This is a genomic window from Mucilaginibacter sp. KACC 22063 (genome assembly GCF_028736115.1).
In the GTDB taxonomy this organism is placed as follows: domain Bacteria; phylum Bacteroidota; class Bacteroidia; order Sphingobacteriales; family Sphingobacteriaceae; genus Mucilaginibacter.
On sequence record NZ_CP117877.1, the window covers coordinates 2,088,386 to 2,108,421 of the forward strand.

Sequence of the window (20,036 nt, forward strand, 5' to 3'; positions counted from 1 at the left end):
TAAGGCCATCCCTTATTCGTGTTAATTTTTACATTTTATGTTTGATAAGATTATCTCGTTCTCTATCAGGAACAAGGTAACCATCGGGATTATGACACTGGTTTTGATACTGGTGGGTATTTATTCCGCAGTCAACCTGCCGGTTGATGCGCAACCCGATATTACCAATAACCAGGTACAGATCATTACACAAGCGCCGAGCCTCGGTGCACAAGAAGTAGAGCAATTTATAACTGCTCCAATAGAACTTTCCATGGCCAATATCGCCGGGATCATTGAAAAACGTTCTATATCCCGTTCCGGTATATCCGTTATCACCATAGTATTTAAGGATAACGTAGATATTTATTGGGCACGGCAACAGGTGAATGCCCAATTAAAAGAAGCTGAAAGTAGCATCCCAACGGGTTTTGGAGAGCCGGTTCTGGCACCGATAACCACAGGCTTAGGGGAAATTTACCAATATGTCATCCATGCTAAAAAAGGCTATGAAAATAAATATAGCGCTACCGATCTGCGGACTTTACAGGATTGGTTAGTCAGGAGACAGTTGGCGGGAACAGTCGGCGTAGCCGAGGTAAGCGGTTGGGGTGGTTATGTTAAACAGTACGAGATCGCACTTGATAATGACAAACTCAATTCATTAGGCCTGACCATTCCTGAAATATACCAGGCGCTGGAAAAGAATAATGAGAACACGGGTGGCTCATACATTGAGCAACAAAGCAACGCCTATTTTATTCGTGGCTTGGGACAGGTTCAAAATCTGGACGATATACGGAAGATCGTTGTAAAGAATAGCAAAGGTTCGCCCATACTCATTCGTGATATAGCTACCGTACAATTTGGAAGTGCAACCCGCTATGGTGCAGTTACCCGTAATGGCGAGGGCGAAGTAGTAGCAGGCGTTACCCTGATGCTGAAAGGAGAAAATTTTAGCCAAGTGATCGGCAATGTGAAAGCACGTATGGTACAGATACAAAAATCTTTGCCAGAAGGTGTCGTGATCGAGCCATTCATTGACCGCACGGAATTGGTCGGCCGCGCTATCGGCACGGTAGAACGCAACTTATTAGAGGGGGCTTTAATCGTCATATTTGTATTGGTCTTGCTTTTAGGTAACCTCCGTGCAGGTTTAGTGGTTGCATCCGTGATTCCCCTGGCGATGCTGTTTGCCTTTTCTATGATGCGCCTGTTCGGAGTTTCCGGCAACCTAATGAGTTTAGGTGCAATAGATTTCGGTTTGATCGTAGATGGTGCGGTGATCATTGTGGAAAGCGTGGTGCATCATATTACCACCGGCAGCTATAAGCAAAAAGGCCTAGAAAAACTTACGGCCGAACAAATGGATGGAGAAGTTCGGGACAGCGCCAGTAAGCTAATGAAATCGGCGGCATTCGGTCAGATCATTATCTTAATCGTTTACCTGCCTTTATTATCCTTAGTGGGTATCGAAGGAAAAATGTTCCGTCCTATGGCACAAACGGTGGCCTTTGCCATTTTAGGCGCGTTTATTCTGTCTCTTACTTATGTTCCAATGGCAAGCGCGTTGTTTCTAAGTAAAAACACTTCGCATAAGCCGAACATTTCTGATCGTATCATCGGGTTCCTGCAAAGGTTCTATCAAAGGGCTTTGGTTGTCATCCTCAAAGCCAAAGTTATAACTGTAACTATCGTATTTATCCTGTTTGGTATATCTATCTGGGCTTTCAGCAAAATGGGCGGTGAATTTATCCCTACGCTGGAAGAAGGGGATCTGACGGTAGAAATATCTATGATGCAGGGCACTTCCTTGACCGAAGTAGTGAAAACCTTTGGCAAGGCGGAGAAAATCCTCAAAGACCAGTTTCCAGAAATTAAGCAGGCGGTTACCCGTATCGGCAGTTCTGAAATACCGACCGATCCCATGCCGATGGAAAAGGGTGATATGATGCTGGCCATGAAGCCAAAAGCGGAATGGAAAACAGCCAAGACCCGCGAAGAAATGACGGAAAAGATGGAAGAAGCATTATCCGTTATCCCCGGCATTAACGTCGAGATCTCACAGCCTATGCAGATGCGCTTTAATGAATTGATGACCGGTATCCGGCAGGACGTGGCTATAAAAATCTATGGTGACGACCTCGACGTATTGGCTACGCAAGCCAACAAGATAGCCAAACTGATCGATCCGGTTAAAGACGTGCGCGAACCTTATGTCGAAAAGGTAAGCGGTTTACCACAGATACAGGTTGCTTATAACCGTGATAAAATGGCACAGTACGGTTTAAATATCAGCGATGTGAATATGATCCTGAAAACCGCTTTCGCCGGAAGCGTAGCAGGAGTCGTATTCGAGGGAGAAAAGCGCTTCGATATGGTAGTTCGTTTAAACCGCGATCTCCGGGAGAATATCTCTGGTGTAGAAAACCTGCTTATCCCTTTACCGTCTGGTAACAAAGTTCCTTTAAGCCAGGTGGCTGATATTTCCTTTAAAGATGCACCGGAACAGGTTTCCCGAGAAGATGGTAAACGTCGCATTTATGTAGGTTTTAATGTAAAAGACCGCGATGTAGAATCAACGGTCAAAGAAATTCAAACCAAGCTGAATAATAGTTTAAAACTGCCATCAGGCTATTACCTAACCTATGGTGGGCAATTCCAGAATTTGCAGGCCGCCAAAGCTCGCTTATCTATTGCTGTACCGGCAGCTTTGCTATTTATCATGATCCTGCTTTATGTAACCTTTCGCTCGGTTAAAGAAAGCTTGCTCATATTCACGGCAGTACCATTGGCTTCAATGGGTGGCGTTGCTGCTTTGTTGTTACGCGGTATGCCTTTTAGTATTTCTGCCGGTGTAGGTTTCATTGCTCTGTTTGGTGTAGCGGTTCTCAACGGCATTGTATTGATCGGTTATTTCAATCAGCTCAAAGAAGAAGGCTGGGACAATATATATGAACGGGTATTAGAGGGTACAAAAACAAGATTACGCCCTGTATTGATGACAGCTTCGGTAGCCTCTTTAGGCTTTTTGCCGATGGCCTTATCATCCAGTGCCGGTGCGGAAGTTCAGAAGCCATTGGCAACCGTGGTAATTGGCGGCTTAATTACAGCTACGTTTTTGACGCTCTTTGTACTTCCTTGTCTTTATTTACTATTCAACCGTAAGGAAACCATACGCATTAAAGTACCGAAAACCTTGATCGCGCTCTTTATGGTTAGCGGCCTATTGTTATTGCAAACCAGTCGCACACAAGCGCAAATCAATCTACCATTGACACTGGATAGCGCTATTGCCAAAGCCCTGCGTAATAACCTGCAAATACGTTCAGCCAGGCTATCAGTAGAAGAAAGTCGCGCTTTGCAAGAATCAGGCACCGATATTCCTAAAACCGACCTAACCGTAACGCAAGACCCAACCAGCGGGGGCAACATGGATAATGCCATCGGCATTACCCAAAATATCGCCTGGCCTGGATTATACAAAAATCAGCGCAAGTTATTGAATCAGCAAACCGTACTTGCAGAGCGGACAGGTGATGTTACCCGCATGGAGATCACCCGAAATGTGCGCAATGCTTTTTATGCTTACCTGCTTAACCGGGAAATGCTGCGCATATTAAACTATCAGGACAGTATTTACAATGGTTTCGTAAAACGCGCCGAGGTCAGGTTAAAGACCGGCGAAACATCCAACCTGGAGCTATTCAGCGCCAAAAACAAGTATCAGGAAGTACAAGCCTTAAAGATCAGCGTACAGGCAGACCTTAAAAGTAACGAACTGGCCTTAAAACAACTGCTGAACACAAATGAACCGCTTGTTATAGCAGAAAGTAAACTACCACTGCTGTTAACCACATCAAATGACACGCTCAATACAAGTCGAAACGCACAGGTGAATGCGGAACTGCAAAACATTGAAGTAGCCAATGCCCGTATTGCTGTAGAAAAGTCCAAAGGAATGCCTGATCTCAAGTTCGGCTATAACCAGCAATTACTGATTTCAGGTTTTAATCCAGCGGGTATTGACCGCAGTTATTCGCCTGGCACTCGCATCGCAGGTATTCAACTCGGTGTCGCTTTGCCGATTTTCAATGGCGCTAATCGCTCACGGATCAAGGCTGAGAAAATTTCCGGCCAGATCGCGCAGGCTAATTACCAAAATGTACAAAGTCAGGTTCGGCTGCAATACGAACAGGAAATGCAGCAATATCAAAAGTACAGGCAAGCAGTGGAATATTACACGAGCAGCGGGTTAAAGCAGGCCGATGAGCAACTACGCATCACGCAGGTTTCCTTTAACCTGGGCGAGATCGGCTATATCGAATATATCCAAAATATATCAGCTGCAGTGCAAACCAAATTAGCCTATATCGAAGCGGTTAGCCGTTTGAACCAATCGGCGATTCAATTACAATATTTAAGAGGAGAATAACATGAAATATCAAGCATATAAACTATATATCGCCGCCTTGCTGATTACAGGGGCACTGCTGGCATCGTGTTCAGGAAATTCGGGTAACAAAGAAAAAGACACCACTAAAACTGAAATTAAAGATAAAGAAAGTGGTTTGGAACTATCTGAAGAACAAATGAAATCAGTGGGCATTACCATCGGCCTTATCGAACAAAAGAACCTGGATGCGGTGGTAAAAGCAAACGGTCAATTGGCCGTGCCGCCGCAAAACAAGGCCGATGTCAGTATTCTGTCCGGTGGTATCATTAGCAATATCAACGTGTTGGAAGGCCAGCAGGTAAAAAAAGGTCAGGTACTGGCGACTATCAAAAATCAGGATTTGATCAAACTACAGCAGGATTATTTGGCCGCCAAAAACAACTTCACCTATGTGCAGGCGGAATATGACCGCCAAACTCAATTGAAAGCCGCTAGTGCAGGTACCGGCAAATCGTTTCAATCTTCCGAAGCTACCTACAATGCCGAGCGTTCACGGCTTACCGCCTACGAAAGCCAATTAAGGCAATTAGGGGTGTCTCCGGGCAGGATCAGCAGCGGTAATATCGTTTCACAGTTCCCGGTCTTATCACCAATCAGTGGTACAGTGGGTACGATAACTGCAAATACCGGCGCTTTCGTTCAGCCGGGCACCTCCATCATGGAAGTAGTAGATAATTCCAAAATACACTGCGACCTGACCGTTTTTGAAAAAGACCTGATGGCTGTAAAGGTTGGTCAAAAAGTGAGTTTTCAGCTGACGAACCAAAATAACCAGGTTATTAACGGAACCATCAATGGCATCAATAAATCATTTGAAAATGAGAGCAAAGGGGTAATTGTTCATGCGGTCATCAACAATAAAGCGCATGAGAACCTGATCCCCGGCATGTATGTCACCGCGCTAATCAGTACAGGCAGCAAACTGACCGATGCGGTACCTGTAGATGCGGTAGTCCGCTCTGAAGGCAAGCAATATATTTTTATCACCTTCACCCATGCCAAAGACGGCAAGACCATTTTCACAAAAACCGAAGTTACAACCGGCGTAGCTGAGTTGGGATATATTCAGATCACACCATTAAGTGCTTTGCCTGCCGGTGTGCAGATCGCTACTAAAGGAGCATTTTATTTAGAGTCAAAATCAGCGGGTAGCGGCGAGTAAGAATAAGTTATGAAAGAATTAGAAAAGCTATTACAGGATAAACAGATCAAGCCAACCGCAATGCGGTTGGTTGTGCTGGATTATTTGCTAAAGCAAACCAGTGCGGTAAGCCTGACGGATATGGAAGTTAGCTTGAAAAAAACAGATAGGGTGACTTTATACCGGACTGTTAAAACTTTTGAAGAACATGGGTTAGTACACCGTGTCGAAGATGGCACAGGTGTTACCAAATTCGCGCTTTGTCAGCCGGACTGTACAGCCAATGGCCACCATGATCTGCACATCCATTTTTATTGTACCAATTGCAAGGAAACCCATTGCCTGCCACGAACCCATATACCGGAGATTATGTTGCCTAACGGCTATAAAAGACGAGAGATCAGCCTATTAGTAAAGGGGTTATGTGCAACATGTAAGCAATAATGCACTACGATTGCATGCGGGGCCTGCTTAATTTTGATAATATCATAATGAATTAGAACCTATGAAAAAGGAACAACATAAAGAAAAAGCCACAGGAACAAAGGAACCGAGGGTTGACATTTCACGGGCAAAAGAAAAAGAAGAAAAGCATCATCATCAGCACAACGAGAATGAGGCCGGGCATGATCACGAACATGGCGGCATCTTTGGTAAGAATACCGAATTGATATTTGCGATCCTTTCCGGCGTTTTTCTGGCATTAGGATTTGGCCTGTCATTCATCCATGCGTTGCCTCCTTTAACCAGCACGATCCTTTATGGTATCGGTTATTTCTTTGGGGGCTTCTTTACTACCAAGGAGGTTTTTGAAGCTATCAGTAAAGGTCAATTTGAAATAGACTTTTTAATGTTGGTCGCTGCTGTTGGTGCGGCTTTTCTCGGCCAATGGGCGGAGGGTGCCTTGTTGTTGTTCCTGTTCAGTTTCGGCCATTCACTGGAACATTATGCTATGGGCAAAGCGACGAAATCCATCGCTGCATTAGCTGATCTTGCTCCAAAGACTGCCATTGTGCGCCGGGATGGAAAAGAAACCGAGGTGCCGATTGAAGAACTCGTTTTAGGAGATACCATCATCATAAAACCTAATAGCAAAATATCTGCTGATTGTGCTGTTGTTAAAGGCGAAAGTAGCGTGAACCAGGCACCGATCACGGGCGAAAGCGTACCCGTAGATAAATCCCCCTTAGCAGATTCTGATAAAGATTATGACGACAAAACGCTTAAAGCTGAAAAACAAGGTGTTCGCCGGTACGATCAACGGTAGCCAGGTTCTCGAAGTTAAAGTAACCAGACTGGCTGCTGATTCTACACTTTCGAGATTGGTAAAATTGGTCAACGACACCGAAGCACAAAAATCGCCCACGCAATTGTTTACCGATAAGCTCCAAAAGTATTACGTTCCTGCTGTACTAATCCTGGTGGTGATCTTGTTATTTGCCTATCTGGTTATTGATGAGCCATTCAGCAAAAGTTTTTACAGGGCAATGGCCGTATTAGTAGCTGCCAGTCCCTGTGCTTTAGCAATCTCAACTCCAAACGCCGTTCTAAGCGCCATAGCCCGCGCAGCTCGAAGCGGGGTACTTATTAAAGGTGGGGCCATTAGAACAATTAGGTGCCTTAACAGCCATTGCTTTTGATAAAACAGGTACGCTTACTGAGGCTAAACCACAATTGACCGGTGTTACAGCTTTAGGCAAACTGTCAGAACATGAAGTTTTAGAGATTGCCATAGCTGTCGAAAAGCTAAGCGATCACCCATTGGCTGCTGCCATTGTTAAAGGTGGATTGGAACGATTAAAGCAAAAAGACATTCCATCTGCTAAAAACCTGCAAGCTGTTACCGGTCATGGGGTTAAAGCAACTATTGGCAGTAAAAAGATTGTCATTGGCAATCGTAGCCTTTTTAAAAAACTCTCTGACGAAATAAATGCACAGGTCGAAAAGCTGGAAAATGAAGGTAATACCACTATGCTAATCGAACAGGATGGCGAGGTCATCGGCATGATCGCCTTGATGGATGTTCCCCGAAAGGAAGCCAAGCAAGCTTTAACGGAATTAAAAGACCTTGGTATTAAGCGGATGATCATGCTTACCGGCGACAATCACCAGGTAGCTCAGGCAGTTGCTAAACAAATAGGAATTACTGATGCTATGGGTGGCCTGCTGCCTGAAGATAAAGTAAAAGCTATTAAAGATCTGATCAAAAAGGAAAAGCAAGTTGCCATGATCGGTGATGGTGTGAATGATGCCCCAGCGATGGCTAAAAGTACTGTGGGTATAGCGATGGGTGCGGCGGGCTCAGATGTGGCTTTGGAAACAGCGGATATTGCTTTAATGGCTGATCGGTTGGATAACCTTCCGTTTGCTATTGGGTTAAGTCGTAAGTCCCGCCGTGTGATAAAACAAAACCTGGTTATTAGTTTGGGCATGGTAGCTGTTTTAATACCACTAACGATTCTGGGTATTTCAGGCATCGGCCCGGCTGTTATCGGACATGAAGGTTCAACACTGGTGGTAGTGTTTAATGGTTTGCGACTTTTGGTTTATAGAAAATCATAAAATTGAATTTGTGGCGTTTAGCCTATACATTTGAATATGCGATTCGTGTCCATCATCTTAGTGGCTTGCATTGTTTTTCTTTCATCTTTCGGAGGAATAGTAAAGCCAGCACAGCCTAAAATGATGGATTGCTGTTAAAAGATGGCAAAAATGTCTTGTCATAAAGGTGAGGCGAAAAACAACAAAGCAGAAGATGGATGCGGCCAACCGAGTTGTGCAATGATGTTGTCCTGCAGTATTTGTGGATTTATACCTGTGGCTAAATTTGTGTTACGAGAATTTCTGATTTATAATAGGTTTTAAAATTGGCAGGAGAGGTGAGTGTGTGGGTATATGGGTTTTCGATAAAGTGCCCTGTTTATCTACTTTAAATAAATGTTAAATTATTTGACAATAAGTAAACATATGTCGATATGTTTACTTATATTGCAGACATAATAATAAAATATAATGCAACAAGGAACAGTAAAATTTTTTAATGAAACAAAAGGTTTCGGATTTATCACACCAGATAACGGTGGAAGCGAGATCTTTGTTCATTCTACAGGCCTGATCGACAATGTTCGCGAGAACAGCGTGGTTAGTTACGAAGTAGAAGAAGGCCGTAAAGGCCCTAACGCAGTAAATGTAAAATTAGCTTAATACACTATAAATCCCTACAGAAGCATCCTCCAGTGGGGGATGCTTTTTTTGTTAACACTTAATCAAAAACATGGGTAGATCCACCGAAACATTTAGTAAAAAAGAGCGAGAAAAGAAAAAGCTCAAAAAACAACAGGAAAAAAGGGAAAAATCCGAAGATCGCAAAGCAAATGCGGTTAAAGGCCAAGGCTTAGCCGATATGATGGCTTATGTTGACGCTAACGGTAACATTACTTCAGTGCCACAAGATCCGGGTAACCGCAAAAAAGTATCTGTAGACGATATTCAGATAAGCACCTCCAAACAGGAAGATATCGAAGTTGAAGTGATAAGGAAAGGCACGGTCACTTTCTTTAATGAATCCAAAGGATTTGGCTTTATTAAAGATCTTCAAAGCCAGGAAAGCATTTTTGTCCACATCAATTCAGTGGATTTTGCTATAAAAGAAAATGATAAAGTCACTTTTGAAATAGAGCCCGGACAAAAGGGGCCAACGGCTGTCAAGGTCACGAAAACTAATTAACAAGGGACATGGATAAACCGATTAGGAACGAAGATCTTAAAGTAGAGTTACGTACACTGACTAAAGACGATTACCTTGGCTTGAAATCTTCGATGATAGAAGCCTATTCGGAATGGGCTGGTGCCTCTTTTTGGGGTGAAAGCCATATTAATAAATTACTGGAACTATTTCCCGAAGGACAAATCTGCATACTGGTCAACGGTGCTATTGCAGGCTGTGCCTTGTCACTGATTGTCGATTATGACCAGTTCGGCGACAATCATACATACGCACAGATCACCGGAAATTATACTTTCTCGACGCATGACGAAAAAGGAGACGTGTTATACGGCATTGATTTTTTTGTTCATCCGGATTACCGGGGTATGCGGATTGGCCGAAGGCTGTATGATGCCCGAAAAGAAATTTGTGAGCGGCATAACCTGCGGGCGATCATTGCTGGTGGCCGTATTCCTAAATATAAAGACTATGCCGAGCAACTGACACCGAAAGCCTACTTGGAAAAGGTGAAGGGCAAAGAAATACACGATCCTACCTTATCTTTTCAGTTGGCAAACGATTTTCACGTCCGTAAGATTCTTAAAGGATATCTGCCAGGTGATACTCAATCGTTGGAATATGCCTCACTATTGGAATGGAATAATATTTATTATAACGAAGTTGCCGCTCACATCAATTCTAAAAAGTCAGTTATCCGTTTGGGGCTGGTGCAATGGCAGATGCGCCCATTTCCGAACATGGAATCTCTGTGTGAGCAGATCGAATTTTTTGTAGACGCGATCAGCGATTACCAAAGCGACTTTGTGCTGTTTCCGGAACTGTTTAACGCGCCGCTAATGACGGCTTATAACCATATGAGTGGTGCCGAAGCTATGCGGGAAATCTCCAATTTTACCATACCGTTGCGTGACAAATTCGTGGAATATGCGATCAGTTATAATATAAATATCATCACCGGTAGTATGCCTTATCTGGAAAATGGTGTATTGCAAAACGTAGGGTATCTTTGTCGCCGCGATGGCTCCTATGAGATCTATCGCAAAATCCATCTGACGCCAGCGGAACAAAGCGCTTGGGGCATGGTAGGCGGCGACCAGATCGCAACCTACGATACGGATTGCGGTAAGATCGGCATCCTGATTTGTTATGATGTAGAATTTCCCGAACTGCCGCGCTTATTGGCAGAGCAGGGGATGCAGATCTTATTTGTGCCTTTCATGACCGATACACAAAACGGTTACACACGTGTGAGGAGTTGCGCGCAGGCAAGGGCGATTGAGAACGAATGTTATGTAGCTATAGCAGGGAGTGTTGGCAATTTGCCGAAAGTTCATAATATGGATATTCAATATGCACAATCTGCTGTTTTTACCCCCTCTGATTTTTCTTTCCCAACTAATGGCATTAAGGCAGAGGCTACTCCGAATACGGAAACTACATTAATCGCCGATGTTGATGTTGATCTGCTGAAAGAGCTACACAATTTCGGATCGGTCAGAAACCTGAAAGACCGCAGATTGGATATCTACAAAATTGTAAATAAAAGCAAAAAACAAGTTTAATAAGAAGCATATGAGTAAAGATAAAGGCAGCAAAAACATCAAGAAAGCTCCGGCAGAGGGTGGTAAAAAATCAACTTCGGATTACCAGGCGGGTAAAAAAAGCACGTCTAAAGATGACGTAACCATTAACAAAAAGAAATAACTATGATCAACAATAAAAAGTCAGCGAATTATAAAGCCAGCGAATTTATTTATGATTTGGGAAATACTGCTTTAGAAAATGGATTTAAACCTGACGAAGTTTGGGACGTACAAATTGCAACTGCTTCTGAGAAAAAAGCACTTGATAAACAGTATTGTCCTCTCGTTGCTACGAGTGTATCACCTGAACTTTTAAACGAAACTTTTGCCCTGGTTAAAGCGCAACTGAATCAGGTGGTTAAGATACAAAACACAATACAGGATCGTTTTGCACCCGAGCCGGTTTATGAATATTTAATTGCATTTAATCCAGCACGTGTCAGACGCTAACGCTAATTAGAAGTGTGCTGGAATATCTGACATCCCGCCGTAAGGTTATCAGCATAGTTCCTACAATAAATTCAGCAAAGGGCATCCTCTAATTATTAGGATGCCTTTTTGCTTTTAAATGGCTAATCAGGTTTTGAAGCCGGCTTTTTGGTGCCGGCAAATAGACCTGGATTCTGCCCCTTTACCTAATTTACTTTTGAGCATAATCTTCCCGCCGGCATTTATCACAAATTTATTTACCAAGTATAATCCACGCCTGAGCCTTCTATGGACTTATTTATTCTTTGATATTTTCAAATATCGTATCATGTTTGGTGGGGTCAATGCCCAAACCATTATCTTTTACAGTAATGAGCAGGTTATTGTCCTGTCTTTCAGTTTTGACCAGTATGATCGGTTGTTGTCCGGCAGGTTGATACTTTATCGCATTGGACACAAGATTATATATCACGCTCCGTAATTTCCGCCTGGAAAAAAGGATTTCTGAAACATTGATCTCACTCGTAATTTGCGCGCCGGATTGCATGATCTGTCGGTAAGTTCATTGATGATTATGTGTGTTTTCATGACGGAATTTTCCAGTATTCCGAATAATCCCCAAAAACATTTGACTGATTACCTGATTCCTTTTTTAACTGATTGATCGTGAGTAAAATACTAGTGGTCGGATTTTTAACATCGTGGGAAATCGTCGCTAAAAGTGTTTCGTATTCAGTGACCAGGTTCTCGTAATTTCTCAAATCCTGGATACGCGCCGTAATTTCAACGAACGTAATGATGACCCCGTTGGTCTTTATGGTATTACCAACGAAGTAAGGAAGGATATTCATTTGATACCAATGATAATCGGTAGTTTGGATCTCTTTTTCCAGGATCTCGTTAAAAGTAATTTTGACAGCGCTTAAGATGTAAATTTCAAATATAATTTTTGACAAACATTGAAAGATAATGCCAATGTGCTAAGTTTTTCCACACCTTCGGCAACAAATTAATAAAGCCGTATTTACGTAATATTTAGTTCTAATATGGCGCTTTCCTCTTATAGCCTTCTGGTAATCAATATTTAACTATTTCTGGATGCAAAGTACAATTAAATGTTACATTTATATCTTTTGAAATAATGGCTAAAACTTTTTTCTATGAGATTGAAACTGTTGAGGAAATAGGTCTTAACTAATGGACTTCATCGGCTATGTTATAACAACAGTTCATTCTTGGTCATGGCCCGTTCCTGCGCTTGTTTACTGGGGATGACCTCTGTTAAGCCATACTGTTTCTCCAGCTTTCCGAGTACCTGTTCGCTGTGTTGGTAGTCTTTGCTATCAGATACCAATTGTCCTTCGTAACCTATGCGGTTAACAAGGATATGCAGGTGCGGATAATCGGCATCGTAATGCCGGAAGATGGCATATTGGTGCTGGTCAAATCCCATATTGTTCAAATATTATTGCAATAACGTTCATTGTTCATCACCCAGGTTCTCGTTTGGTGAGAAGTGAAGAGAGGTATGGTAAAAGTACTTTTGCGGGTTAGGTCTTAACATCCGAAACGGCGCAAACAGTTTTTTTATATTTTCAATTTCAAACAAGCCAAAAACCTCAAGTAACTGCTCATTATTGGCATTGCGTTTTACCATTAACTTAATCAACTGCATGATACCAGTTGTGAACATTATTTAATAACATTATATATTTATCTATGATGAAAGGCAGTATGCTTGGTAGGGGGAAAACAGCAGAGGTGTATGAGCTGGGGCCAGATAAAGTGGTCAAATTGTTTTATCAATATACTGGTGAAAGCCTTAATAAATATGAGTTGGATATAGGGCAGGCTGTATATGAAGCAGGAGTGCCATCACCCGAAGTTTATGAGGAGGTGCAAATTATGGGCCGTAACGGCATTATAATGGAGCGCGCTGCCGGGAATTCGATGTTTACAGACATAGAGCGCAGACCATGGGCAATTGCCCGCTACGGAAAAACAATGGCCCGGCTTCATGCAAAGATCCACAGTTGCCGGTGCGAAAAGCTGGCATCGCAGTATGATGTAATCAAAAGCAAGATCGGAGTCTCTGCCCAAGTGCTGGGTGAACGGGCGCATGTTATAGTCGACTACCTGTCGGCACTCCCCGATGGCGTGAGCATTTGTCATGGCGACTTTCACCCCAAAAATATTATCGGCGGTGCAAATGGCTATATGACGATAGACTGGCCCGAGGTATATTATGGTAATTGCGCGGGCGATGTGGCCCGAACGGCTTTAATATTATCTTCGCCACATGTGCCGGCCGGTACAGGCCTGTTTTTCCGGTTGATTTTGAAACAGTTGAGAAGATTGCTGCTCCATTATTACCTGGATGAATATTTAAGGCTGACTAATGTTTCCCGCAGCGATATTAACCGCTGGGTATTGCCTGTAGCGGCAGCAAGGCTAAAGGAAGAGATCTCTGAAGAGTGGGATTGGCTGATGAATATTATAGAAGGGCGTACAGAGCTCTTGTTTTAATTAAACCTGTTATGGAACAACTTACAAACCTGGGGCCGATGATTGGGAAAGGCAACACTGCCGAAGTTTATCGCTGTGATGACAATTATATAGTTAAGCTTTATACCGAGTCGTTAGGGCCGCATCTGGCGTATTTTGAGCATGATATATTGAGTGCGCTTAACCGGGCAGGTACACCGGCGCCGGTAATTGGTAATTTGGTGAAATACAATGACCGGATCGGCATAAAGATGGAGTTTGTGCCCGGGACAACACTCGATAAGCTGCTGATAGCCGAAGATGCCAGAAGGGGTGCTAACGCTCGGCTCATGGCCACATTGCATGCACGCATCCATGCCACCACCACGGGGGAGCTGCAAACCCAATATACCGCCTTTTATAACACAATAAACAATAACAGGGATTTACTGGGCAGTGTTACAGATACCATTTTGAATTACCTCGATACGTTACCGGCCGGAAGCCAGGTATGCCACGGTGATTTTCACCCGAAAAATATTATTGCCGGGTCTGGAAAAAGCATGGTAATTGACTGGACAAATGCATATCGCGGCAATCCTTTGGGAGACCTTGTCCTTACGAGACTTCGTATGCTGACGCCATATATCAGCAAAGGTTTTTCGGGTGACACTGCCTTATTTATTGCGGCAAAAAAAAATATTTACGACGTGTACTGGCAGACCTACAAAAACCTGACAAATGTAACTGAAACCGAGCTGGATGCCTGGTTACTTCCTTGCGCCGCAGCTCAGCTTCACCCTTCTAAACCGGTACATACTCAATGGCTGCTTCAAATTTTAAGGCAGCAGTTAAACCGACAGTCCCTTCTCTGAAGCTGTCAATTTATTGGTATAAAGCATTGTCGGTATCTCAGCTATGGTATTAATTTTAAAGCAGTTAGTCCCGTTGGTAATTAATGGTACAGTTTTAATTATTTTCAAATAAAGTTGCAAATCTTAAAAAGAAAAACTTAGGTTTACTTAAACTAAACCGTCACAGAATAATGAAAGCTCTTATCCTAATACCCGCATAACTGCAAGTAATATAAAAACCTGTGTTGAATTAATTACCGTTGGTTCAACACCTATTACTTATTTGTTTAGTTCCCTAATCAATTACTATCATAACCTTTTAATCTTAATTATGGCGGATATAACATTGGACTTCACCGGCAATGGGTACAGCTCCCCTGCCTATTCCGGCTCAAAGGGGCGGATTGGCACCCCTGACTACGATGGCGGCGATGGCGGCCCCGGCGGAAACGGCGAGAATGGCTCAGACGGCCTTCCCGGGTTTAACGCACAATGGACACTTACAGATGTGACAGGCAAACTCACAATAAATGCATGGGGTTCGCCCGGACAGGACGGCGGCCAGGGTGGTCAGGGAGGTGATGGATGGGGGCAAGGCAAAGGCGGCAAGGGAGGTAACGGTGGTAATGGCGGTGATGGCGGCAGTTCTAATCAGGTAGTAATATATATAAAAGGAAAGCTGCCACCTTTAGAAATTAATACAGGGAATTCGATGCCCGGAAAGAAAGGTCCTGGCGGCCCGCCTGGAAACGGCAATAGCAATTATGGTGCAGGAAATGATGGCATGCCGGGTAATGAAGGCGGACCATCGACAGTTACTATCATAAGGATATGATATACATAAGATAACCATACGGCTGTTAAATCAATGAGGTTAACTATTGCGATAATTTTTTTAAAAAGGAAGTTAATTTATTTAAAAAAAAATTTGCAAAAGTCGAATAAAGAAACTTAAATTTATTCTATCTAAACTTAACCATCACAAAAGCAATGAGATCAGCATTTCCTGATACTGCATAATATAATTGGTGTAAATATATTTTACGCTAAACCTATTGTTTCTATTTAACCATAACCACCTAAACCTAACACAATGACAAATCTATCCAAAGACGAAAAGCTCAGCTTTATTAAGGCCAACTTAGCTGATGGCCTCATCGCAGAAGACCTGATGCTCCAACTAACTGGCAATGCGTTTAAGAAAGACCAGGTGACTATCTCTTCCGGTGAATCAGCGGATATTTCCGGCCCGATGGTGACTATAAACAGCTTCGACGATCTGTTTAAAATGCTGGGCCTGCCACAAAGTGAGAAGAGCGACTTGCCGGTAATGTCTGATACTTATCCATGCCAGGCAATGGTTATTACTGCCAGCGAGTTAACCATCCAAAGCGACCAAGTGGTGGCGCTTGGTAGCCCGGATTATCCCACAATAATTATCATACCTGAAATTACCATTGAAGCAGGCGGTCAGCTTAAATTAAATGGTAACACTGCTATTAACAGCCAGGTGTTTACGCAAAATTAAGCCGACGTCAAGCATACGCTCCGACATATTAGGTCTTTCACGCTAATTAAACCTGCCGGTAATGTAAGCTCGTACCTTACGTTGGCGGCAATAATAATACTGCTCAAACCAATTACTGAAATAAAAAATAAAATTATGGCCACACTTACCGATTCACACCGAGAAGCTTTTAACAAAATTGCCGCCCGGCTTGGTTTTCAGCCCGGTGAAACCACCATCAATCAATCGCATCCCGCACTTAGCAGGGAGCTATTTACATTTGGCGCTGATGATACCGCCGACATTGGAGGTAAAGTTATACCTGTCAGCTCTATTGCTGATCTGAAAACACTCATAGGCTTGCCAGACCACCCGGAAGATTCACATGTAGACTATCCGCAAACGCTTGCTAAAGAACTGGCGCCCAACAGCGATGACCTGCGAAATAGCATCAAAACTGCGGCAGTGGCTTACTTAATAGGCGATCCAAAAAAAGTAGCTGATTACGAGGACCTTATTAACCACTCATTGTTTCCGGGGAAGGTTTTAGCTTTTAACGCAGATGACCTGACTGTGGCAGACGGACAGACCGTTGTATTAGGTACGAGCGGCGAAACGGAAGTGTACAACTTCGGTACAATCACCGTTGCACCGACCGGCACAATTAGGGTAGTGGGTAACACTTCAGTAAACTGCCAGGTATTTACACAACAATAATAACCAATTTATAAATATTAATTTTTATTAAGATGGCAAACAAGACTTTAGATTTTACCGCAGACCCATATACCCAGCCTGCGAACCCCGGGACAGCTCAAACACAGCCCGCCGGAACAGGCGGTGCAGGTAATGATGGATCTTACAATTATGATTCATCAAACTGCAAATATAATTGCAAAACACCGCCAACAAACGGCGACATCGGCAATACTGGCCTGACCGGAAATAATGGCAACGACGGCGCTACCGGCCTACCAGGCCCTGTCAGCACATGGACGCTTACCGATGTTGTGGGCGACCTTATTATTAATGCCGGCGGCGGCAATGGACAGGATGGGGGCACAGGCGGCAACGGGCAGGATGGAGGTCCTGGTGGCCCGGCAGGCAGGCTAAACCCGACCAACCTTAGCCCTATAAACAACGCTTGTACGGCGGCATCACAAGGTCCGCAGGGAGTAGGCGGAAGAGGCGGCACAGGCGGCAAGGGAGGCGACGGCGGTACAGGCGCAAATGTTATTATATATTATAACAGCATTACCGGCAATGCAACTACCAATGTTTCATCGGGCAAACCAGGCAACCCCGGGACGGGCGGTCCTCCGGGAGCTGGCTCTACAAACCTGGGCCCCGGCGATAATGGAGCGACAGGGAATCCGGGTAGTGTATCAAAAATAAACCTGATACCATTAAGTTAAACATGCCGGTCATTTTATCACGTAACCAATACTGCAAAGCCTTAAAACAGGTCTTCGCTTAATTCTTATTTAAAATATCCTAACCTTATGGCAACTAATTCACCCAATAGCATTCTTCTCTGGGGGCTCGATGGCTCCATAGGAGACCCGGGCACACCCGGAAAAAACGGTGTAAACAGTAAGAGCGATAATACCGGGCAACCCGGCGACGATGGTTCGCGAAGCTGGAGCGGCAAATGTACTTGCGCAACTAGTGGCACCCCAGGGGCTAAAGGCGAGCCCGGCGGCCCGGGCCATCCAGGCAATCCGGGTGTAGTCGGACCTAATTTTATACTTACCGTTAACCAGTTCAGCGTTCCTAACGCAAGTAAGCTAACCATTGTAAGCCAGGGCGGCACAGGCGGCTCCGGTGGTCCGGGCGGTACAGGCGGTAACGGCGACGTTGGCGGCAACTCCGGAAAAAATGATAAAAAATGTATTTCCAATGGCAGCTGTCAGCCTGCAGTAGGCGGTATTGGCGGCGATGGCGGCCCGGGAGGCTTGGGGGGAGCGGGCTTTATTGGCAGCGATGGCGGTAATATCTCTGTTTTTTACTATACCTATACGCCAGATGTAGCCCACGTTATCCCAATGAGCAATCCTGGCCAGGGCGGCACAGGTGGCGCGGGTGGCACAGGTGGCAAGGGTGGCAATGGCGGCACTAACGAAACGCCACCCGGTGGGCAGCCCTCAAGCGCTTCACCCGGCAATCCCGGCGGATCAAAGGGCGGCGGTTCTTCAAACGCTAATGGCCAAAATGGCAAAGTAGTAATCAAAAAAATAAAAAAAGACGCGTAATAATCCTCCCATGAAAGCAAGCGAAGATTCGACCATTAAAATATTAATGGAACAAATGGCATCTCAGGCGGCGCTTAAAACGCTCCTTACCACCAACCCGGTGCTACCGCCGGGCTGGGTGTTGCTTAAATCGTTTGCAGGAAAACCGCTACCGCCGTCAGTGCCTGTCCAGGGCTTTATCGCCGCAGGGCCAATAAACGAAAACCTGGACATAGCCATAGTCATATCGCTTGGCATTGCATGGGAAAATTTTTACAAGCTCAATTGGACAGGCGTACCACAGCCGCCTACTAATATGGCGCGGCTTTCGAGCGCGGTAGCCGGCAAGGAAGAACCTAACGATGCAATGATATCTTCTGTTTTTCAGTTGGCTTACAACGGCTCCCGTAAAGCGATATGGGATGCGCTGGCCTTCATCCCGCAAGACTACCAGGATGCGCCTGTATATTTTACGGGTATGTGGCTTGGCGCACCTATGGCCCAGATCTGTGCGCTCGATATGAGGACCGGCAATACAGGGCCTGACAAGCAGGCCGGGCCTTCAACACCCGGCCCCGGCTACGTTTTTTCGGCACCTAATTTTGCCAATACCAGTTTTGCCACCTACTATAACGCACTTGTTGCTTCAAAGGCATTAACGCCGCAATATGTTGTGTGGGCAGCCACCCCAAGCCTCACGGTCGACTTTTTCCCCGTTTCGGACAACACCGACTATGAACAAGCCGGCGAACTGATTTATATAGACAATATTAAATTGCCTCAGTATGACGTACCCTGGTGGGAACGCAGTAATGTTTATTATTTACAAAGCTTGGGGGGGCAGCCAACTCAAAATATTCCTGTACCGGCATCCTTCTCCAACCTTCCAGCCGGTTTTTCGCAGCAGTTGGCATTTACTGCATCGCAAGTTGTTGCCGCAGCCTACCAGCTTGCACAGCGTCCCAACGGATCCACACCAATTACTAACACCAACTTTTCGCTTAGCCAAACCATCGACATAAACGGGACCGCATGGGCAGCTATCTACACAAGCAATAACACAGTAATAGTAGGTATACGGGGGCCGGTAAATTTCGATGAATATTACACGTTCAGCTGTTTATCAACAACATCCCCGGTAAGCTTTATCTCCAGCACTACCGCGCAGGTACATACCGGGGCGTATACCATCTACACTTCACCCCTACAAGACTCAACAGGCAACACGTTTTCGCAGGCGCTCATCAGCGCGCTAACCACGCTTGCTGCCGGCAAAAGCCTTGTAGTGGCCGGCCATGACCTGGGTGGCGCCATTGCGAGTATCGCGGCTACTGACTATGCACTCAGCAATTATGGGTTTAAACCCGCCAGCCTGTACACATTCGGCAGTACGCTTTTTGCCAATTCTTTTTTTGTAGATTCTTTCACCAGTGCCGTGGGGGCTCAAAGCTATCAGCTTTACAGGCTTAACGACAAAATGGCCAACCCGCTGCTGCCGCTTGGTTATCTCCCGGTCGGCAACGCTATTACCATAAGTGGTCAGCTGGTTGTTGAAGAGTCTACTTATCATTCCATTGCGGGCTATTGTAACCTGCTGGATACTTCGGCTTAACACCCGGGAAATATTTAAAACAAACTTGTACGA

General features: G+C 44.6%; 23 protein-coding genes. 19 read left to right on the forward strand and 4 right to left on the reverse strand.

Annotation, left to right across the window (positions count from 1 at the left end):
* The first annotated feature begins 37 nt into the window (after positions 1-37).
* From PQ461_RS09235 to PQ461_RS09285, 11 genes are all read left to right on the forward strand, one after another.
* Entirely contained in the window at positions 38-4,414 is a 4,377-nt protein-coding gene (locus tag PQ461_RS09235; RefSeq protein ID WP_274303546.1) for a CusA/CzcA family heavy metal efflux RND transporter, read from the forward strand.
* Position 4,415: 1 nt separating this feature from the next.
* Positions 4,416-5,597: an efflux RND transporter periplasmic adaptor subunit gene (locus PQ461_RS09240; RefSeq protein ID WP_274303548.1), complete on the forward strand. Its 1,182-nt coding sequence runs from the start codon at positions 4,416-4,418 to the stop codon at positions 5,595-5,597.
* Positions 5,598-5,606: 9 nt separating this feature from the next.
* On the forward strand, positions 5,607-6,020 hold the full coding sequence (locus tag PQ461_RS09245) for a Fur family transcriptional regulator (RefSeq protein ID WP_274303551.1): 414 nt from the start codon (positions 5,607-5,609) through the stop codon (positions 6,018-6,020).
* A gap of 61 nt (positions 6,021-6,081) precedes the next feature.
* Positions 6,082-6,843, forward strand: a complete 762-nt coding sequence (locus tag PQ461_RS09250; RefSeq protein ID WP_274303554.1) for a P-type ATPase actuator domain-containing protein — start codon at positions 6,082-6,084, stop codon at positions 6,841-6,843.
* Entirely contained in the window at positions 6,785-7,216 is a 432-nt protein-coding gene (locus PQ461_RS09255; RefSeq protein ID WP_274303556.1) for a P-type ATPase actuator domain-containing protein, read from the forward strand. Before PQ461_RS09250 ends, PQ461_RS09255 begins: the two co-directional genes overlap by 59 nt.
* Positions 7,170-8,138 (forward strand): HAD-IC family P-type ATPase, encoded by a 969-nt coding sequence (locus PQ461_RS09260; RefSeq protein WP_274303558.1) that lies wholly within the window; start codon positions 7,170-7,172, stop codon positions 8,136-8,138. The genes PQ461_RS09255 and PQ461_RS09260 overlap by 47 nt, the downstream gene beginning before the upstream one ends.
* A gap of 450 nt (positions 8,139-8,588) precedes the next feature.
* Positions 8,589-8,780, forward strand: a complete 192-nt coding sequence (locus PQ461_RS09265; protein WP_274303559.1) for a cold-shock protein — start codon at positions 8,589-8,591, stop codon at positions 8,778-8,780.
* A gap of 70 nt (positions 8,781-8,850) precedes the next feature.
* Complete coding sequence (locus PQ461_RS09270; protein ID WP_274303561.1) at positions 8,851-9,303, forward strand: cold-shock protein; 453 nt, start codon at positions 8,851-8,853, stop codon at positions 9,301-9,303.
* Between the two features lie 8 nt (positions 9,304-9,311).
* Positions 9,312-10,865 (forward strand): carbon-nitrogen hydrolase family protein, encoded by a 1,554-nt coding sequence (locus PQ461_RS09275; RefSeq protein WP_274303564.1) that lies wholly within the window; start codon positions 9,312-9,314, stop codon positions 10,863-10,865.
* Positions 10,866-10,875: 10 nt separating this feature from the next.
* Complete coding sequence (locus PQ461_RS09280) at positions 10,876-11,007, forward strand: hypothetical protein (RefSeq protein WP_274303567.1); 132 nt, start codon at positions 10,876-10,878, stop codon at positions 11,005-11,007.
* Between the two features lie 2 nt (positions 11,008-11,009).
* Positions 11,010-11,336, forward strand: coding sequence for a hypothetical protein (locus tag PQ461_RS09285; RefSeq protein ID WP_274303569.1), 327 nt, complete (start codon positions 11,010-11,012; stop codon positions 11,334-11,336).
* 277 nt (positions 11,337-11,613) lie between these two features.
* On the opposite strand, the gene PQ461_RS09290 is transcribed toward PQ461_RS09285, so the two are convergent.
* The 4 genes from PQ461_RS09290 to PQ461_RS09305 form a co-directional block, all read right to left on the reverse strand.
* Positions 11,614-11,772 (reverse strand): ATP-binding protein, encoded by a 159-nt coding sequence (locus tag PQ461_RS09290; RefSeq protein ID WP_274303571.1) that lies wholly within the window; start codon positions 11,770-11,772, stop codon positions 11,614-11,616.
* A gap of 127 nt (positions 11,773-11,899) precedes the next feature.
* Positions 11,900-12,271 carry a hypothetical protein gene (locus tag PQ461_RS09295; RefSeq protein ID WP_274303572.1) on the reverse strand — a complete coding sequence of 124 codons (372 nt, stop codon included), beginning with the start codon at positions 12,269-12,271 and terminating at the stop codon, positions 11,900-11,902.
* Positions 12,272-12,531: 260 nt separating this feature from the next.
* The gene (locus PQ461_RS09300; RefSeq protein WP_274303573.1) at positions 12,532-12,768 is read right to left on the reverse strand and encodes a relaxase/mobilization nuclease domain-containing protein; all 237 of its coding nucleotides are present in this window, start codon (positions 12,766-12,768) and stop codon (positions 12,532-12,534) included.
* A gap of 27 nt (positions 12,769-12,795) precedes the next feature.
* Complete coding sequence (locus tag PQ461_RS09305; protein ID WP_274303574.1) at positions 12,796-12,990, reverse strand: hypothetical protein; 195 nt, start codon at positions 12,988-12,990, stop codon at positions 12,796-12,798.
* A gap of 44 nt (positions 12,991-13,034) precedes the next feature.
* Between PQ461_RS09305 and PQ461_RS09310 the strand changes: the two genes are divergently transcribed.
* The 8 genes from PQ461_RS09310 to PQ461_RS09345 all read left to right on the forward strand — a co-directional run bounded on the left by PQ461_RS09310 (position 13,035) and on the right by PQ461_RS09345 (position 20,003).
* Positions 13,035-13,841, forward strand: coding sequence for a phosphotransferase family protein (locus PQ461_RS09310; protein ID WP_274303576.1), 807 nt, complete (start codon positions 13,035-13,037; stop codon positions 13,839-13,841).
* Between the two features lie 11 nt (positions 13,842-13,852).
* Positions 13,853-14,674: a phosphotransferase family protein gene (locus tag PQ461_RS09315; RefSeq protein ID WP_274303579.1), complete on the forward strand. Its 822-nt coding sequence runs from the start codon at positions 13,853-13,855 to the stop codon at positions 14,672-14,674.
* Positions 14,675-14,984: 310 nt separating this feature from the next.
* Entirely contained in the window at positions 14,985-15,488 is a 504-nt protein-coding gene (locus tag PQ461_RS09320) for a hypothetical protein (RefSeq protein ID WP_274303581.1), read from the forward strand.
* A 258-nt stretch (positions 15,489-15,746) separates the two neighbouring features.
* Positions 15,747-16,181, forward strand: coding sequence for a hypothetical protein (locus tag PQ461_RS09325; protein ID WP_274303583.1), 435 nt, complete (start codon positions 15,747-15,749; stop codon positions 16,179-16,181).
* 135 nt (positions 16,182-16,316) lie between these two features.
* Entirely contained in the window at positions 16,317-16,877 is a 561-nt protein-coding gene (locus PQ461_RS09330) for a hypothetical protein (protein ID WP_274303586.1), read from the forward strand.
* A 32-nt stretch (positions 16,878-16,909) separates the two neighbouring features.
* A complete protein-coding gene (locus PQ461_RS09335) occupies positions 16,910-17,575 on the forward strand; it encodes a hypothetical protein (protein ID WP_274303589.1) in 666 nt (221 codons plus the stop codon).
* A gap of 87 nt (positions 17,576-17,662) precedes the next feature.
* The gene (locus PQ461_RS09340; protein WP_274303591.1) at positions 17,663-18,412 is read left to right on the forward strand and encodes a hypothetical protein; all 750 of its coding nucleotides are present in this window, start codon (positions 17,663-17,665) and stop codon (positions 18,410-18,412) included.
* Between the two features lie 10 nt (positions 18,413-18,422).
* Positions 18,423-20,003, forward strand: a complete 1,581-nt coding sequence (locus tag PQ461_RS09345) for a lipase family protein (RefSeq protein ID WP_274303593.1) — start codon at positions 18,423-18,425, stop codon at positions 20,001-20,003.
* The last annotated feature ends 33 nt before the right edge of the window (positions 20,004-20,036 follow it).